Raw genomic sequence first — 15,791 nt, 5'->3', positions numbered from 1 at the left:
ATTCAAGCCCCGAGGAGGAGACATCGATGAAATCCCGTACCCTGATTGGCCTGCTGGCTGCCGCGCTGCTGCCTTTGCCCGCCGCCGCACAGGAGGTCGTGCTGAAGGTTTCGCACTTCCTGCCGCCCAGCTCGCTGGCCCAGACCCAGTTCATGCAACCCTGGTGCGACAGGATCGAGGCGGAGAGCAGGGGCCGGATGAAGTGCCAGATCTATCCGTCGATGCAGCTCGGTGGAACACCACCGCAATTGCTCAACCAGGTGCGCGACGGCGTGGCGGACATCGTGTGGACGCTGCCGGGCTACACGCCGGGCCGCTTCCCAGTGTCCGAAGTGTTCGAACTGCCGTTCTTCACGACCACGGCCGAAGCGTCCTCGCGCGCTTTGTGGGATTTTTCCCAGGCGCATGCCGCCAAGGAGTTCGCGGGCACCAAACCGATCGCGATCTGGGTGAATGGTCCCAACGTACTGCATCTGCGCAGCAAGCAGGTGAAGACGCTGGATGAGCTGAACGGCCTCAAGGTTCGTGCGCCGTCGCGCCTGGGCAACAAGATGCTGGCTGCACTGGGCGCAACGCCAGTGGGCATGCCGGTTCCGCAGATGGCCGAAAGCCTGTCCAAGGGGGTCATCGAGGGGGCGCTGGTGCCCTGGGAGGTGGTGCCAGCGACGAAGACGCAGGAGTTGACCCGCTACCACGCCGAGTTCAAGGGGCACAAGGCGATGACTGTCGCCACGATGGTCTTCCTGATGAACGCGAAGAAGTATGAGAGCCTGCCCGACGATCTCAAGAAGGTGATCGACGACAACAGCGGTGCCGAAACCTCCGCCTGGGTCGCGACTCAGTTCATCAAGGCCGACGTCATTGGCCGGGAAGCCACCGTGGCCAACAACAACACCATCTACGCCATCGAGGGTGCGGAGCTGGCGCGTTGGGAAGCCGCGACCCGCCCGGTCGTCCAGGGCTGGATCGAGGAGCTCAGCGCCACCGGTGTCGACGGCAAGGCCATGCATGACGCCGCGGCGGCGCTGGTAGCGCGCTACAGCAAGAACTGAGCGCGCCGCGCGATGCGTCCGGGCCATCCACGCACGGTCTCGTGCGCGGGTGGCCCGTCTTGTTTGTGGCGCAATGCGTTCAGGTCTTGGGGCGCAGCCAGTCCAGCACACCGTGCGCGGCCGCCGCTCCGCTGGCGAAGCAGGCGGTCAGCAGGTAGCCGCCGGTCGGCGCTTCCCAGTCGAGCATCTCGCCGGCGATGAAGACGCCGGGCCGGGCTCGCAGCATCAGGTGGGCATCGAGGGCCTCGAAACGCACGCCGCCTGCGCTGCTGATGGCTTCGTCGAGCGGACGCGGCGCCGTCAGCCGCAGCGGCAGGGCCTTGATGCCGGCCGCCAGGCGCAGGGGGTCGTCGAAATCGTCCCTGGAGAGGCATTCACGCAGCAAGGCGGCCTTGATGCCCTTGATGCCGGCCTGTCCCTGCAGGTGGCTGGCCATCGAGCGGCTGCCGCGCGGGCGTGCGAGGTCCGCCCCAAGGCGTTCGAGGCTGCGGCCGGGGGCGAGATCGAGTCGCAGCGTGACCTCGCCCTGCGCGGCGATCGCGTCGCGCAGCGGCGCGGAAAGGGCGTAGATCAGACCGCCTTCGATGCCGGTGGCGGAGACGAGGCATTCGCCGGCCCGCTCCTGTGCTTGGCCGGCGGCATCGGTGAAGCGGGCCACGACCGATTTCAGCGGCTGGCCGCGGAAGCGTTCCAGAAAATGCGCGCTCCAGCCCGTGCCGCCTTCGCCGCCCGCGGCGACGTCGAAGCCGCAATTTGCCGGCCGCAGCTCGGCAACGTCGGCGCCGGTCGCGCGCAGCAGCGGCACCCAGGCCCCGTCCGAGCCGAACTTGGCCCAGCTGCCGCCGCCAAGGGCGAGGAGCAGGGCGTCGGCCTCGACCCGGCGCTCGCCCTCGGGCGTGGCGAAGCGCAGGTGCTGGCGCAGCGGTGTGTCGCTGGCCGGTGCGTCGTTCCTTGGGTTGGGACCGTCATCGCCATCGCTGTCGGCCCAGCCGAGCCAGCGGTGGCGCACGGCGAACTGCACGCCCGCGGCGCGCAGGCGTGTCAGCCAGGCGCGCAGCAGCGGGGCGGCCTTCATCTCGCGCGGGAAGATGCGGCCCGAGGTCCCGACAAAGGTGTCCACCCCCAGTCCGTGTGCCCAGTCCTGCAGCGCCTGCGGACCAAAGGCCTGGACCATGGGCGCGAGCACCTCGCGCCGCGCACCGTAGCGCGACAGGAAGGCGTCCAGCGCCTCGCTGTGGGTCAGGTTAAGGCCGCCACGCCCGGCGAGCAGGAACTTGCGCCCGACCGAGGGCATGGCGTCGAACACGGTCACGCGCAGGCCTGCAGCAGCGAGCGTCTCTGCGGCGACCAGTCCTGCCGGACCGCCGCCGACGATGGCGACGTGTGGTGTCGTCGGCGGCGCAACGGGAGGGCGGGCGCCGGCGTTCATGACCTGGGTTCCGCCGCGTCTGCCGGGAAGATCAGGCTCATGATGCCGGTGCGAATCGGCGGCGGAAGCCTTCGGGCACCGCCGCCTTGCGCCGTTCGCCGTAGTCGAAGAACACGATGCCGGTCTTGCCGCGTGCGACTTCCCGTCCGCTGGCCTCGTCGGTGAGGCGCCAGACCAGGTCGCAGCCGAACTCGCTGAAGTCCTCGGCCGCCATCTCGACCACCATCGTCTCGCCGTGGAAGGCTTCGGAGCGGTACTGCACGGCCGCATCGGCGACGATGATGCCGACGCCGTCGATGTCGAGTTCGGTGTAGCCCTCGGACTTCAGGAAGCGTGCGCGCGCCTCGGACACGAGGCCAAGCAGTTGGGCGTTGTCGAGGTGGCGCCCGTAATTGATGTGAGAGATCAGCAGCGGGATCGCGGTGCGGAAGGCGAAGTGGTCGGGCAGCTCGATGCGGACGCGGGCCATGAGGGGGCAGCTCGGGACGTTGACGTGAGGAGGCCCGAGCGTAACGGCCCGGGCCTCGGCGTTGCAAGCGCGGCCTGTCGGCCGCCGGTGCGGATCAGGCCTGCGGCGGTATGCGCAGGACCTGGCCCGGATAGATCTTGTCCGGGTGGGTCAGCATCGGCTTGTTGGCTTCAAAGATGGCCATGTACTTGTTGGCGTTACCGTAGAACTGCTTGGCGATCGCCGACAGGGTATCGCCGCGCACGACGGTGTGGAACTGCGCCTCGGGTTCGCTGCGGGCCACGGTCATGCGGTCCTCGACCTTGGCGACGCCGGCGACGTTGCCGGCTGCAAGCAGGATCTTCTCGCGTGTCGCCTGGTCGGGCGCCGTGCCCGTCACGGTGACGACCGATGCGGCGCCGTCGAAGCTGATCGCTAGGTCCGCCGGCGCGAGCTGGAGGGCGGCAACGTAGTTGTGGATGGCCAATGCGGCCTTGGCGTTGGCCGCTGCAGGATCGGGCGCCGTCTCGGCCGCCTTGGCTTCGTTGCTACCGAAGAGCTTCTCGCCCGCTTCCTTGACGAAATCGAAGAATCCCATATGTGCCTCCGTGTTGGGCCGTATGACAGGACGCTCAGAATAGACGATTCGTGGCGGGCAAGTGTATTTGAAGCAAACAATTGATTCAGTTCCCGCCAGGACGCATGGGCGTCCATCGAGGCGGCCATGGCATTCGGCTAGAATCGCAGCGACCCGATCGTTGGGTTCATCTTTTCAAGGGAGTGCAGCACATGTTCGATCAGGAAGACAGCGAGCTCAACGTCGTCATGGGCGTGGTGTTCGGCATCATTGCGCTGGTCATTGCCTTCGTCATCGGCTTGGGTGTGTATCAGCTGCGCGGGGCGCAGACGCCCGTCGCGCAGGTCGAGGACATGTTCGTGGAGGTGGCCGAAGTCGGCGAGCCGCTGGTGAAGATCCACTTCGACCTCGGTGAGACGGCGCTGCCCCCGACGGCCGCGGCGCAGATCGAAACCGTGATCGCCGCGCTGGCGGCGGCGCCCGAGGCTCATGCGCTGTTGTCCGGTTATCACGACGAAACGGGCGGTGCCGCGATCAATGCCGAGGTGGCGAAGAATCGCGCCCTGTCGGTGCGCGAAGCCCTGCTGGCCGCAGGCGTGTCCGCCAAGCGTGTGCTGATGCGCCGTCCGGCGGTGACCCTGGGCGAGGGCGACGCAGCCGAGGCGCGCCGGGTCGAGGTGCGCGTGCAGTAAGCGTCGCCCGCGGCGTTCACACAAAAAGGCCGGGAATGTCCGGCCTTTTTGTGGTTCTTCGCGCGATCTGGGGGAAGTAGTGGTTGACGGTTCTGAGGTTGGTAGATTGGCAGTCGCCAAACAAACCGATCCCCTTCCTCTTCCCCGTCATGCGCGATGCTATGTTGGGCGTGGTCTTCTGGGAAGGCCGCCTCGTCGATTCATGCCAGGAGCGAGCCGACGGTTCGCTCCTTCTCACCCTCGCTGAAGACCCCTCACACCGCCCGCGATGTGGGCGCTGCGGTAGCGACTGTGTTCTGCTCCACGAGCGCCGGCGACGCCGGGTGCGCGATCGAGACTGGTTCGATCGACGCGTCTGGCTGGATGTGCCGATTCGCCGCCTCGACTGTTACCAGTGTGGCGCACGGGCGGCCGAGCGCCTGAGCTGGCTCGACACGGGTGAGCGCATCACACACCGATTACGCGCCTGGATCGAGGCGCTGGTGCAGATCCTGCCGATCGCCCACGTCGCCCAACTCACGGGCTTGCACTGGCACACCATCAAGCGCATCGACCATCGGCGTCTGCAGACCCGGTATGGCACTTTCGATGCGCAGGGCGTGCGTCGGTTGGTGATGGACGAGTTCGCGCTGCACAAGGGGCACCGCTACGCGACGGTGATCATGGATGCCGAACGTATGCGCGTGTTGTGGGTCGGCGAAGGCAACAGCCGTGAGGCGATCCGGCCCTTCTTCGAATTGCTGGGCAAAGAGGGCTGTCAGCACATCGAGGCGGTCGCAATGGACATGAACACCGCCTTCGATCTGGAGGTGCGCGCCCATTGCCCGAACGCCGAAGTCGTCTATGACTTGTTCCATGTCGTCGCCCGCTTTGGTCGGGAGGTCGTCGACCGGGTGCGCGTCGATCAGGCCAATGCCTTGCGCAGTGCGCCCGCACAACGTCAGGTCATCAAGCGCTCGCGCTGGTTGCTGCTGCGCAACCGCGACAACCTGGGCAACGAGCAGGCGGTCAAGCTCGAGGAACTGCTGGCGGCCAACGCACCGCTGGCTACCGTCTATCTGCTGAAGACCGCCATCAAGGAAATCTGGTTTGCGCCATCGATCAGAGACGGCGCCCGAAGATGGAAAGACTGGTACCGCCTGGCGATCGAAAGCGGCATCGCGCCGGCGATCGCCTTTGCAAAGCGACTCCGAAAGTACCTGCGTGGCATCCTCGCCTCAGCCATCTTTCCCTTGAACACCAGCATTCTCGAGGGCGTCAACAACCGCATTAAGGTCATCAAGCGTATGGCCTACGGGTTCCGGGATTCAGCCTATTTCTTCCTGAAGATCAAGGCCGCCTTCCCCGGAAAGGCGCGATGAACCCTTTTTGTTGCCCTCAAACCGTGTGCACGCACCGCAAAGGTGCGTGTGCCATGCCATGAGGGCATTTGAGGGCTTGCTGCGCAAAGGCATGCACCAATTGTGGGAATTTGATGCACAATATCGGGGAATCCGCGCGACCGCCTCGGGTAACACCGAGGCGGTCGCGCGCGCGTGTCCATCCATCTAACAGGCCAAGCATCATGAAATATCAGTCTCTCGAGGAGTTCCTGGCATACGTTGAGCAACGCAACCCCGGTCAGCCCGAATTTTTGCAGGCGGTGACCGAGGTGATGGAGAGCCTGTGGCCCTTCATTTCCGCCAACAAACGTTATGCCGAGCATTCGCTCCTCGACCGACTGATCGAACCCGAGCGCGTGATCATGTTCCGCGTGTCCTGGGTGGACGACAGAGGTGAGACGCAGGTCAATCGCGGCTACCGCATCCAGCATAGCTCGGCCATTGGTCCCTACAAGGGCGGCCTGCGCTTCCATCCCTCGGTGAACCTGTCGATCCTGAAGTTCCTGGCATTCGAGCAGACCTTCAAGAATGCGCTGACGACCCTGCCGATGGGCGGTGGCAAGGGCGGCTCCGACTTCGACCCGAAGGGCCGCAGCCCGGGCGAAGTGATGCGATTCTGCCAGGCGTTCATGAGCGAGCTGTATCGCCACGTCGGCCCCGACACCGACGTGCCGGCCGGCGACATCGGCGTGGGCGGTCGTGAAGTCGGCTTCATGGCCGGCATGATGAAGAAGCTGTCGAACAACGCGGCCTGCGTATTCACCGGCAAGGGCCTGACCTTCGGCGGGTCGCTGATCCGTCCGGAGTCGACCGGCTACGGCACCGTTTACTTCGCCAATGCGATGCTCGAGCATGCGGGTCGTGACATCCGTGGCATGCGCGTGTCGGTGTCGGGTTCGGGCAATGTTGCCCAGTACGCCATCGAGAAACTGCTCGAACTGGGCGCCAAGCCCATCACCTGCTCGGATTCGAGCGGCACCGTGATCGACGAGGAAGGCTTCACGCCCGAGAAGCTGGCGGTGCTGATGGAGGTGAAGAATCACCTTTATGGCCGTGTGTCCGACTATGCCGAGCGTGTCGGCGCCCGCTTCGAGCCCAACGTGCGTCCGTGGCACGTGCCGGTCGATGTCGCCCTGCCGTGCGCGACCCAGAATGAGCTCGACGCCAACGATGCCGCCAACCTGGTCAAGAACGGTGTGATCGCGGTTGCCGAGGGCGCCAACATGCCGAGCACCGCCGAAGCCGTGAAGATCTTCGAGCACAACGGCGTGCTGTACGCGCCGGGCAAGGCTTCCAACGCCGGCGGCGTGGCCACCTCGGGTCTGGAGATGAGCCAGAACGCGATGCGCATGTCCTGGACCCGCGAGGAAGTCGACGCCCGCCTGAAGGAGATCATGCTCGGTATCCACGCGGCCTGCCTGAAGTACGGTAAGCGCGAGGACGGTAGCGTGAGCTACGCCGACGGCGCCAACGTCGCCGGCTTCGTCAAGGTGGCGGAGGCGATGCTCGCGCAGGGCGTCATCTGATCGCCTGAGTCCGTGGCGCTGCCGCGCCCGGCAGCAGTCCAAGCCCGCCTGTCGCGCCGCGCGCCGACAGGCGGGTTTTTCGTTCACCGAGTCGTTCGGCCTGATCAGTTAAACTGCCGCTCGATTTCCAGCGTTCAGGAGCACGATCCATGATCCAGGCCAGCATTGTCCCGGTCACGCCCTTCCAGCAGAACTGCAGCATCCTGTGGTGCGAGAAGATGAAGAAGGCGGCGGTTGTCGACCCGGGGGGCGACATCGATCGCATCCTCGCGGCGGTGGCCAAGCTGGGCGTGACGGTGGAGAAGATCCTGATCACGCACGGCCACATCGATCATGCCGGCGGCACGGCCAGGCTGGCACGCGAACTCGGCGTGCCGGTCGAAGGGCCGCAGGAAGAGGACCGTTTCTGGATCGAGGGCATGCCGCAGCAGAGCAAGATGTTCGGCTTCCCCGACGTCGAGACCTTCGAGCCCGACCGCTGGCTGCATGACGGCGACACCGTTACCGTCGGCGAGGAGGTCTTCAAGGTTGTCCACACGCCGGGCCACACGCCCGGTCACGTCGTCTTCGTGCACGAGGGCGCGCGCCTGGCCATCGTCGGCGACGTGCTGTTCGCCGGCTCGATCGGCCGCACCGATTTTCCGCGCGGCGACCACCAGACCCTGATCCGCTCGATCCGCGAGAAGCTGTTTCCGCTCGGTGACGACATCACCTTCATCCCGGGCCATGGTCCGACCTCGACCTTCGGCGAGGAGCGCGAGACCAACCCCTTCGTCGGCGCCTACGGCTGACGCCGTTTCCGCAAATCCGCTTCGGATGCCCAGCGGTTGTCCGCGATCCGATTCCAGCGCAGTATTCCGGCGGTGTAGTCAATTCGGTCAGTGCCCGCATCTCAACAGGGAGTGTGAAAGATGAGCACGCAAGAGAACAGCAAGGGCTATCGGTGGCGCTTCTTCCGCTCCGGTGGCTTCGACCAGGTCCTGATCGAGAACGCGGACGACCTGCGTCACCTCGGCGAGCTCGACCAGAAGCTGTGGTCCGTGCTCGCCTGCCCCACCTCCGGGCTCGAGTTCGATACCCGTACGCTGCAGTTGCTCGACTCCGATGGCGATGGTCGCATCCGCGCACCCGAGGTGATCGCCGCGGCCAACTGGGTGTGCACCGTGCTGAAGACACCGGACGTGCTGTTCCGCGGCGTGGACGGTCTGCCAATCGCGGCGATCGCGGACGATCACCCCGAGGGCGCGAAGTTGCTGGCCACGGCGAAGAAGGTGCTCGCCTACATGGGCCGGCCCGAAGCCGATTCGGTCGGGGTTGCCGACCTGGCCGACCCTTCGCGCCTGTTCGCGCCCGATCACTACAACGGCGATGGCATCGTGCCCGCCGAACTCACCCCGGATGCCGAGCTGGCGAAGACGATCGGCCTCGTCATCGAGCATTTCGGCGCCCTCGAGGATCGCAGTGGCAAGGCGGGCATCGATCAGGACAAGGTGAACGCCTTCTTCACCGCGGCGCAGTCAGTGGTCGACTGGCACGACCAGGCCGTGGCCAGCCCTGACAGCGTGCTGCCGCTGGGCGAGGGCACGGCGGCCGCGGCTGCGGTGTTCGATGCGGTACGTGCCAAGGTGGAGGACTACTTCACCCGCTGCCGCCTCGCCGCCTTCGACGAACGCGCCGCCACTGCGCTGAACCCCGCCGATACCACCTACGTCGACCTTGCCGTGCAGACGCTGGCCACCGACACCGAAGGCGTGGCCGCGCTGCCGCTGGCCCAGGTCGGTGCCGGCCGTGCCCTGCCGCTGCAGGACGGGCTGAACCCGGCCTGGGAGGCGCGCATCGCCGCGTTGCGCGATGACGTGATCAAGCCCATCCTCGGCGCGCGGACCACGCTGTCTCACGCCGAGTGGCAGGATATCGCCGCCCGTTTCGACGCCTATCGCGCCTGGCTCGCCGCGACGCCGGCGACGCCGCTTGCAGCCGTGCCCGCCGACACCCTGCGTGCGCTGCTTGCCGGTTCCGTGCAGGCCGAGCTGACGGCGCTGATCCAGCAGGACCTCGCGGCCGAGACTGCCGCCGCCCAGGTCGATGCGCTCGAGCGTCTGGTGCGCTACAACCGCGACCTGGTCACCTTGCTGCGCAACTTCGTCACCCTCAGCGACTTCTACAACGCCGGCAACAAGGCCATCTTCCAGGCCGGCACGCTTTACCTCGACCAGCGCAGCTGCGAGCTGTGCCTGCGCGTCGCCGACATGGGGCGCCACGCCGCACTGGCGCCGCTTTCCGGCGCCTACCTCGTGTATTGCGAGTGCCGGCGCGAGGGCGAGGCGCCGATCACCATCGTCGCGGCGATGACCGGCGGCGATGCCGACGAGATGATGGTGCCGGGCCGCAACGGCGTGTTCTACGATCGCCAGGGGCGCGACTGGAACGCTGCCGTGGTCAAGGTCGTGGAAGCGCCGATCAGCGTGCGCCAGGCCTTCTGGTCGCCGTACAAGCGCGTCGGCCGCATGATCGGCGACCAGATCCAGAAGTTCGCCGCGTCCCGCGACAAGGCGGTCGAGGACAAGGCCGCGGCCGGCGTCGCCGGCGCCGGCGCCAAGGTCGAAGCGCCCGCCCCCGCTCCGGCCCCCGCGCCCCAGGCCTTCGACATTGCCAAGTTCGCCGGCATCTTCGCCGCCATCGGCCTCGCGCTGGGTGCCCTCGGCACCGCGCTGGCGGCGGTGGTAACGGGTTTCCTGTCGCTGCCGGGCTGGCAGATGCCGCTGGTGATCGCCGGCATCCTGTTGCTGATCTCCGGGCCCTCGATGCTGCTGGCCTGGCTCAAGCTGCGCCAGCGCAACCTCGGGCCGCTGCTCGACGCCAACGGCTGGGCGGTGAACACCCGCGCCCGCATCAACATCCCGTTCGGCAGTGCGCTCACCGGCGTCGCCAGTCTGCCGGCCGGCGCCTCGCGCTCCATGGCCGACCCCTACGCCGAGAAGGAAACGCCGTGGGGCACGTGGATGTTCCTGCTGATCGTCGTGGTCATCGCGATCGTGCTGTGGCGCCAGGGCGTCTATGACCGCTTCCTGGGCTGAGGTCCCTGCCGACGGTCGGGACGCCGGGGCGTAGCGCGTCGATTTAAACGAGCGTTTGAATCCTGCCGGGGCGATGTTAGAGTCGCTGTCCGGCAGACGCCTCCTCGCGAAGGCGTGCCGATCTTTCAAGGAGACAAGCCCATGAGCCTTCCCGCCAGCCTGCGCGGACGTTTCAGCGTACCGGCGATCGCCGCCCCGATGTTCCTCGTGTCCGGGCCGGAGCTCGTCATCGAGACCTGCAAGGCCGGTGTCGCCGGCACCTTTCCGGCCATGAACGCCAGGCCCGCCGCGCAGCTCGACGAGTGGCTCACACGCATCGATGCCGAACTCGCGGCTCATCGCGCGGCCAGCCCCGATGCGCCGTGCGCGCCGCACGGGGTCAACCTGATCCTGCATGCGTCCAATGTGCGGCTGCAGGAAGACCTGGAGATCCTCGTCCGTCACCGGGTGCCGATCGTGATCACCAGCCTTGGGAATCCGGCCGAGGTGGTGAAGGTGGTGCACGGCTACGGCGGCCTGGTGCTGTCCGACGTGGTCCATGCCTACCACGCCCGCAAGGCGATCGCGGCCGGTGTCGACGGCATCATCGCGGTGGCCGGCGGCGCGGGCGGGCATGCCGGCGGGCAGAACGTCATCAGCCTGGTGCGCGAGATCCGCGAGTTCTGGGACGGCCTGCTGGTCGCGGCCGGTGCGATTTCGGACGGCGCGGCGATCCGCGCGGTCGAAGTGCTGGGCGCGGACCTTGCCTACATGGGCACGCGCTTCATCGCCACCCGCGAGGCGATGGCCCAGCCGGAGTACAAGCAGATGGTGGTCGATTGCGCGCCCGCCGACATCGTCTATACCGACGCCATTTCCGGCACCAACGCCAATTTCATGTGGCCCAGCCTCGAACGTGCCGGTTACCGGCGCGAGGAACTGGCCGCCGGCTTCGGCAAGGGCAAGCTGCACGACCTCGCCGAGGAGGCCAAGGCCTGGCGCGACGTGTGGAGTGCCGGCCACGGCGTGGCAACGATCCACGACGTCCCGACCACGGCCGAACTGGTCGCCCGCCTCGCGCGCGAGTACCGTGCCGCCTGCACCCTGCCGCCGAGCGCGGCGCTGACTTTGGCGTGATCAGGTCGGCGTGATCAGGTCCGACTGACCACGGCAGCCTGCCGCCCGGCGCCTGCCGGGCAGCGGTGCAGGGGATGGAACGGCTGCTATGCTTCGCCCCCATGCTTTCCTTTCTCCAGGTCCTGTCCAGCGGAATCGCCATCGGCTGCGTGTATGGCCTGGTGGCGCTCTCCTTCGTGCTGGTGTTCAAGGCCACCGAGACGGTCAGCTTCATGCAGGGCGACCTGCTGATGCTGGGCGGCTTTGCCGGGCTGGCGCTGCATCTTGCGGCGGGCTGGCCGCTGGCGCTGGCGGCCCTTGGCGCGGTGCTGGCGGTGGCCTTGCTCGGCGCGGGGCTGGAGCGGGTCGCGCTGCGGCGTGCGATCGGCCAGCCGCATCTGGTGGCGGTGCTGCTGACCTTCGGCCTCGGCATGATGATGCGCGGCGGCGTGGCTTCGGTGCCGGCCGCTGCGCAGGACATGTACCGCCTGCCCTTCGCCGCCGACACCCTCAGCGCCGGGCCGCTGGTGCTGGCGGCAAGCCACGTGTGGGTGGTGCTCGCCACCGTCGTGCTGGTGCTCTTGCTCGCGCTGTTCTTCCGTCACACCCGCGTCGGCCTCGCGCTGCGCGCCTGCTCCGAGGATGCGCGCGTCGCAGCGTTGATGGGCGTGCCCGTGGCGCGCATGCACACCCTGGCCTGGGCGCTCGGCGCCGGTCTGGCGGCGGTGGCCGGCCTGCTGCTGGCCCCGATCACTTTCGTGCATCTCAACATGGGCTTCATCGCGCTGAAGGCCTTTCCGGCGGCGGTGCTGGGCGGGCTCACGAGCCTGCCGGGCGCCCTGGCTGGCGGCCTGTTCCTCGGCGTGGTCGAGGCGCTCGCAGGGCTGGTGTTGCCGGAGGGGGCGAAGGATGTCGTGCCCTACGTGCTGCTGATGGCCGCGCTGCTGCTGTTTCCGCAGGGGCTGGCCGCCGGGCGTGCGGGCAGGGCCGGGCGATGAGCGCGGCGCCGGGCGGGCTGCGCCTGCTGCGGACGGTCCTCGTCGTGGGGTTGATGGTGGCCCTGGCGGTGGGCTGGCTCGGTGCCGATTTCGCCTTCGGCCAGGCGACGCTGGTCGCGACCTATGCGATCGCCGGTCTCGGCGTGGTGATCATCGTCGGTCAGGCGGGGCAGATCGTGCTTGGGCAGGGCGCACTCGTCGCGCTGGGCGCCTATGCCCAGACTCTGCTGGTGCAGGCAGGCGTGGCGCCGCTGCTGGCCTTGCCGATGGCGGCCGGCGTCGGTGCGCTGGGCGGGGTGCTGGCGAGCCTCCCGGCGGGACGCCTTGGCGGACTGTATTTCGGCATGAGCACGCTCGCGTTCGCGCTGATCGTCGAGGAAGCGCTGGTGCGCTGGGAGTCCTTGACGCATGGCCCGGCGGGCCTGGTCGTGCCGGCATTCGGCGCGGGCGGGTGGCAGGCCCACACGCCGCTGGCGCAGGCGGCAGTCAGCGGCGTCGTGCTGCTGGTCGCGCTCGCGCTCGCCGCCCGCCTGCTGCGCTCGCGCCTCGGACGCGCGTGGCGTGCGGTGCGCGAGGACGAGGCCGCTGCCGACGCCTGCGGCATCGCGCCTGGCGCGGCCAAGCTGCGCGCCTTCATCGTCGGCGGCAGCCTGTCTGCACTGGGCGGTGGCCTGTACGCGCACTGGATCGGTTTCATCAGCCCGGAGCAGTTCGGCCTCGTGTTCTCGTTCGAGCTGCTGATGCTGGCCTTCATCGGCGGCGCGCGGCGCCTGTCCGGTGCAGTGTGGGGCGCGCTGGTGGTGGTGGCGATCCCGCAGGCGATCGCCGTGCTGCGCGATGCGCTGCCCGGCGACTGGGCGCGCGCCGCAGGACTGGAGCTGGTGCTGTTCGGTGCGATCATCGTGGCGGTCGTCCTGCTGCGACCACAGGGGCTGGCCAGTGGTCCGCGCGGCGGATGAGGGCGATACCCGCTTGTCGATAAATTTGGATCCGTCGACAATCTGACGCCCTCGATGGCAGCGTGCCTGCCGTCTCGAACCCTTCCAGGAGATCTTCTGCGATGAAAAGCCTGCGCCGACTAGCCCTTGCCCTGCTTGCCGCCCTGGCGGGCACGTCCGTTCATGCGGCCGATGTCGCCGGGGTCAGCACGCAAGAGATCGTCGTCGGCCACATCTCGGATCTGTCGGGGCCGATCGCGATGCTGGGCACGCCGGTGCGCGATGGCATGCTGATGCGCTTCGACGAGGCCAATGCTGCCGGTGGCGTGCACGGTCGCAAGCTGCGGCTGGCGGTCGAGGATGCGGGCTACGATCCCAAGCGTGGGGTGCTGGCGGCGCGCAAGCTGGTGCAGCGCGACAAGGCCTTTGCCTTCATCGCCACGATGGGGACGCCGGTGGTGATGGCGACGATGCCGGTGGTGCTCGAGGCAGGGCGCCTGCACCTGTTTCCGTTTTCGCCGCACAAGGCGACCTACGAACCGCTGCATCCGCTCAAGTTCCAGAACTTCGCGCCTTACCAGGACTATATGGAAGCCGCGACGCGGCACATGGTGCAGGCCGGCGGCTATCGCCGCACCTGCCTGCTGTACCAGGACGACGATTACGGTCTCGAGGTCATGAAGGGGGTGGAGACCGGCCTGGAGAAGCTCGGTCAGACGCTGTTCGAGCGCACCGGCTACAAGCGCGGCGCCACCGACCTGTCGAGCCAGATCGCCCGCCTGCGCGCGGCCGAGTGCGACCTGGTCGTGCTCGCCACCGTCGTGCGCGAAACCGTGGCGGCGATGGCCGAGGCGAGGCGCATTGGCTGGAAGGTCGACATGCTGGTGACGGCCTCGGGCTACTCGGCCCAGACGCACGAACTCGGCGGCGAGGCGGTCGAGGGCCTGTACGGCGTCAGCGTGCTGCCGCACCCCTATGCCGAGGGCGCGAACAGCCAACTCGCCGGCTGGATCGAGCGCTACCGCGCGCGTTTCGGTGCGGCGCCCAACGTCTGGAGCGTCATGGGCTACTCGCTGGCCGACATGTTCGTGCGCACCGCCGAGGCGACCGGTCGCGACTTGACGCCCGAGGCGTTCGCGCGCACCCTCGAACGCCTCGAATTCACCCGCGATTACTTCGGCAGCCCGGCGTACCGCTTCAGCGCCGACGACCACCTCGGCAATCGCCATGGCCGTCTGGCGCAGATCCGCAACGGGCGCTGGGAGTTGATCACGGACTATCTGCGCTGACTTTGCGCGCCGTCATTTCTGGCTGAAGGAGGCCGATGAGCCCCCCACGTACCATTACCGTCGCATTCACCGGCGCGTCCGGCCTGCCCTACGGGGTGCGACTGGTCGAATGCCTGCTGCACGCCGGCCACCGTGTGTGGCTGTTGTATTCGCAGGTGGCGCAGATTGTCGCCCGGCAGGAGATGGACTGGAACCTGCCGGCGCGTCCGGCGGAGGTCGAGGCCGAGCTGTCGGCGCGCTTTGGCGCGGCGCCGGGCCAGTTACGCGTGTTCGGCCGCGAGGAGTGGTTCGCGCCGCCGGCCTCGGGATCGAATCCGCCCTACGCGATGGTGGTGTGCCCGTGCACGATGGCGACGCTGGCCGCCATTGCCGGCGGGCTGAGCCAGAACCTGATCGAGCGCGCGGCCGACGTCGTGATCAAGGAAGGACGCAAGCTGGTGCTGGTGCCGCGGGAGACGCCGTATTCGGCGATCCATCTCGAGAACATGCTCAGGCTCGCGCGCCTGGGCGTGTGCATCCTGCCGCCCAACCCGGGCTTCTATCACCACCCGCAGTCGGTCGGAGACCTCGTCGACTTCGTCGTCGCACGCATCCTCGACCAGCTCGGCGTCGCGCATGCGTTGATGGCGCGCTGGGGCGAGGACGCCGCGCAAGCCGAGGGCCGTGACCGATGAGCGAGACATCCAGCACGTTGACGCGCCTGCCGCTGTTTCCGCTCAAGACTGTGCTGTTCCCCGAAGGCGTGCTGCCGCTGCGCGTGTTCGAGCCGCGCTACATGGACATGGTCACGCGCTGCATGCGGGAGGGCTCGCCGTTCGGCGTATGCCTGATCGCCGCTGGCGAGGAGGTCGGCGAGACGGCGGTGCCACATCCGGTGGGTACGGCTGCGCACATCGAGCAGTGGGACATGGAGCAAGCGGGGTTGCTGACCTTGGTGACGCGCGGCGGCCGACGTTTTCGCGTCGTCGATCACGAGGTCGAACGTGACGGCCTGCTGGTGGGCGAGGTGCGCTGGCTGGACGAGCCCGCGCCGCAGCCGATGCCCACTGCCCAGCTCGACCTGTTGCCGTTGCTGCAGACCATCGTCGCCGAACTCGGCGACCGCCTGCCGCCGCCGCACCGCTTCGACGATGCGGGCTGGGTCGGTGCGCGCTACGCAGAATTGTTGCCGGTGCCGCTGGAGGCCAAGCAGCGTCTGCTCGAACTCGATGACGTGATCAGCCGGCTGGAGATCCTGCAGCAGTTCCTGCGCGAGCACGGATTGTTGCCGAAGCTCGCCTGAGCCCGC

15 protein-coding genes are annotated in these 15,791 nt (G+C 67.8%); 12 read left to right on the top strand and 3 right to left on the bottom strand.

Annotated elements, in window-relative coordinates:
• Positions 1-26: 26 nt before the first annotated feature.
• Positions 27-1,052 (top strand): TRAP transporter substrate-binding protein, encoded by a 1,026-nt coding sequence (locus C664_RS15655; protein ID WP_004263687.1) that lies wholly within the window; start codon positions 27-29, stop codon positions 1,050-1,052.
• Between the two features lie 79 nt (positions 1,053-1,131).
• On the opposite strand, the gene C664_RS15650 is transcribed toward C664_RS15655, so the two are convergent.
• The 3 genes from C664_RS15650 to lysM form a co-directional block, all read right to left on the bottom strand.
• A complete protein-coding gene (locus C664_RS15650) occupies positions 1,132-2,481 on the bottom strand; it encodes a TIGR03862 family flavoprotein (protein WP_004263684.1) in 1,350 nt (449 codons plus the stop codon).
• 37 nt (positions 2,482-2,518) lie between these two features.
• Positions 2,519-2,950: an acyl-CoA thioesterase gene (locus C664_RS15645; protein WP_004263682.1), complete on the bottom strand. Its 432-nt coding sequence runs from the start codon at positions 2,948-2,950 to the stop codon at positions 2,519-2,521.
• A gap of 94 nt (positions 2,951-3,044) precedes the next feature.
• Positions 3,045-3,527 carry a peptidoglycan-binding protein LysM gene (lysM, locus tag C664_RS15640; protein WP_004263681.1) on the bottom strand — a complete coding sequence of 161 codons (483 nt, stop codon included), beginning with the start codon at positions 3,525-3,527 and terminating at the stop codon, positions 3,045-3,047.
• 191 nt (positions 3,528-3,718) lie between these two features.
• Between lysM and C664_RS15635 the strand changes: the two genes are divergently transcribed.
• From C664_RS15635 to C664_RS15585, 11 genes are all read left to right on the top strand, one after another.
• A complete protein-coding gene (locus tag C664_RS15635; RefSeq protein WP_004263680.1) occupies positions 3,719-4,198 on the top strand; it encodes an OmpA family protein in 480 nt (159 codons plus the stop codon).
• Positions 4,199-4,347: 149 nt separating this feature from the next.
• Entirely contained in the window at positions 4,348-5,559 is a 1,212-nt protein-coding gene (locus C664_RS15630; RefSeq protein WP_443080555.1) for an ISL3 family transposase, read from the top strand.
• Between the two features lie 203 nt (positions 5,560-5,762).
• On the top strand, positions 5,763-7,106 hold the full coding sequence (gdhA, locus tag C664_RS15625) for an NADP-specific glutamate dehydrogenase (protein ID WP_004263677.1): 1,344 nt from the start codon (positions 5,763-5,765) through the stop codon (positions 7,104-7,106).
• Between the two features lie 149 nt (positions 7,107-7,255).
• Complete coding sequence (locus C664_RS15620) at positions 7,256-7,897, top strand: MBL fold metallo-hydrolase (protein WP_004263675.1); 642 nt, start codon at positions 7,256-7,258, stop codon at positions 7,895-7,897.
• Between the two features lie 120 nt (positions 7,898-8,017).
• Entirely contained in the window at positions 8,018-10,183 is a 2,166-nt protein-coding gene (locus C664_RS15615; protein ID WP_004263670.1) for a phage holin family protein, read from the top strand.
• A gap of 141 nt (positions 10,184-10,324) precedes the next feature.
• On the top strand, positions 10,325-11,299 hold the full coding sequence (locus C664_RS15610) for an NAD(P)H-dependent flavin oxidoreductase (RefSeq protein WP_004263666.1): 975 nt from the start codon (positions 10,325-10,327) through the stop codon (positions 11,297-11,299).
• A 101-nt stretch (positions 11,300-11,400) separates the two neighbouring features.
• A complete protein-coding gene (locus C664_RS15605; protein WP_038012084.1) occupies positions 11,401-12,276 on the top strand; it encodes a branched-chain amino acid ABC transporter permease in 876 nt (291 codons plus the stop codon).
• Positions 12,273-13,235 carry a branched-chain amino acid ABC transporter permease gene (locus C664_RS15600; protein ID WP_004263659.1) on the top strand — a complete coding sequence of 321 codons (963 nt, stop codon included), beginning with the start codon at positions 12,273-12,275 and terminating at the stop codon, positions 13,233-13,235. Before C664_RS15605 ends, C664_RS15600 begins: the two co-directional genes overlap by 4 nt.
• A gap of 101 nt (positions 13,236-13,336) precedes the next feature.
• Positions 13,337-14,503 (top strand): ABC transporter substrate-binding protein, encoded by a 1,167-nt coding sequence (locus tag C664_RS15595; RefSeq protein ID WP_004263655.1) that lies wholly within the window; start codon positions 13,337-13,339, stop codon positions 14,501-14,503.
• A 35-nt stretch (positions 14,504-14,538) separates the two neighbouring features.
• Positions 14,539-15,177 carry a flavin prenyltransferase UbiX gene (locus C664_RS15590; RefSeq protein WP_004263646.1) on the top strand — a complete coding sequence of 213 codons (639 nt, stop codon included), beginning with the start codon at positions 14,539-14,541 and terminating at the stop codon, positions 15,175-15,177.
• Positions 15,174-15,785, top strand: coding sequence for an LON peptidase substrate-binding domain-containing protein (locus C664_RS15585; RefSeq protein ID WP_004263644.1), 612 nt, complete (start codon positions 15,174-15,176; stop codon positions 15,783-15,785). The genes C664_RS15590 and C664_RS15585 overlap by 4 nt, the downstream gene beginning before the upstream one ends.
• Positions 15,786-15,791 lie beyond the last annotated feature (6 nt).

It is taken from the genome of Thauera sp. 63 (assembly GCF_000310165.2).
GTDB lineage: Bacteria > Pseudomonadota > Gammaproteobacteria > Burkholderiales > Rhodocyclaceae > Thauera > Thauera humireducens.
This window is presented reverse-complemented; position numbering and strand designations above follow the sequence as displayed.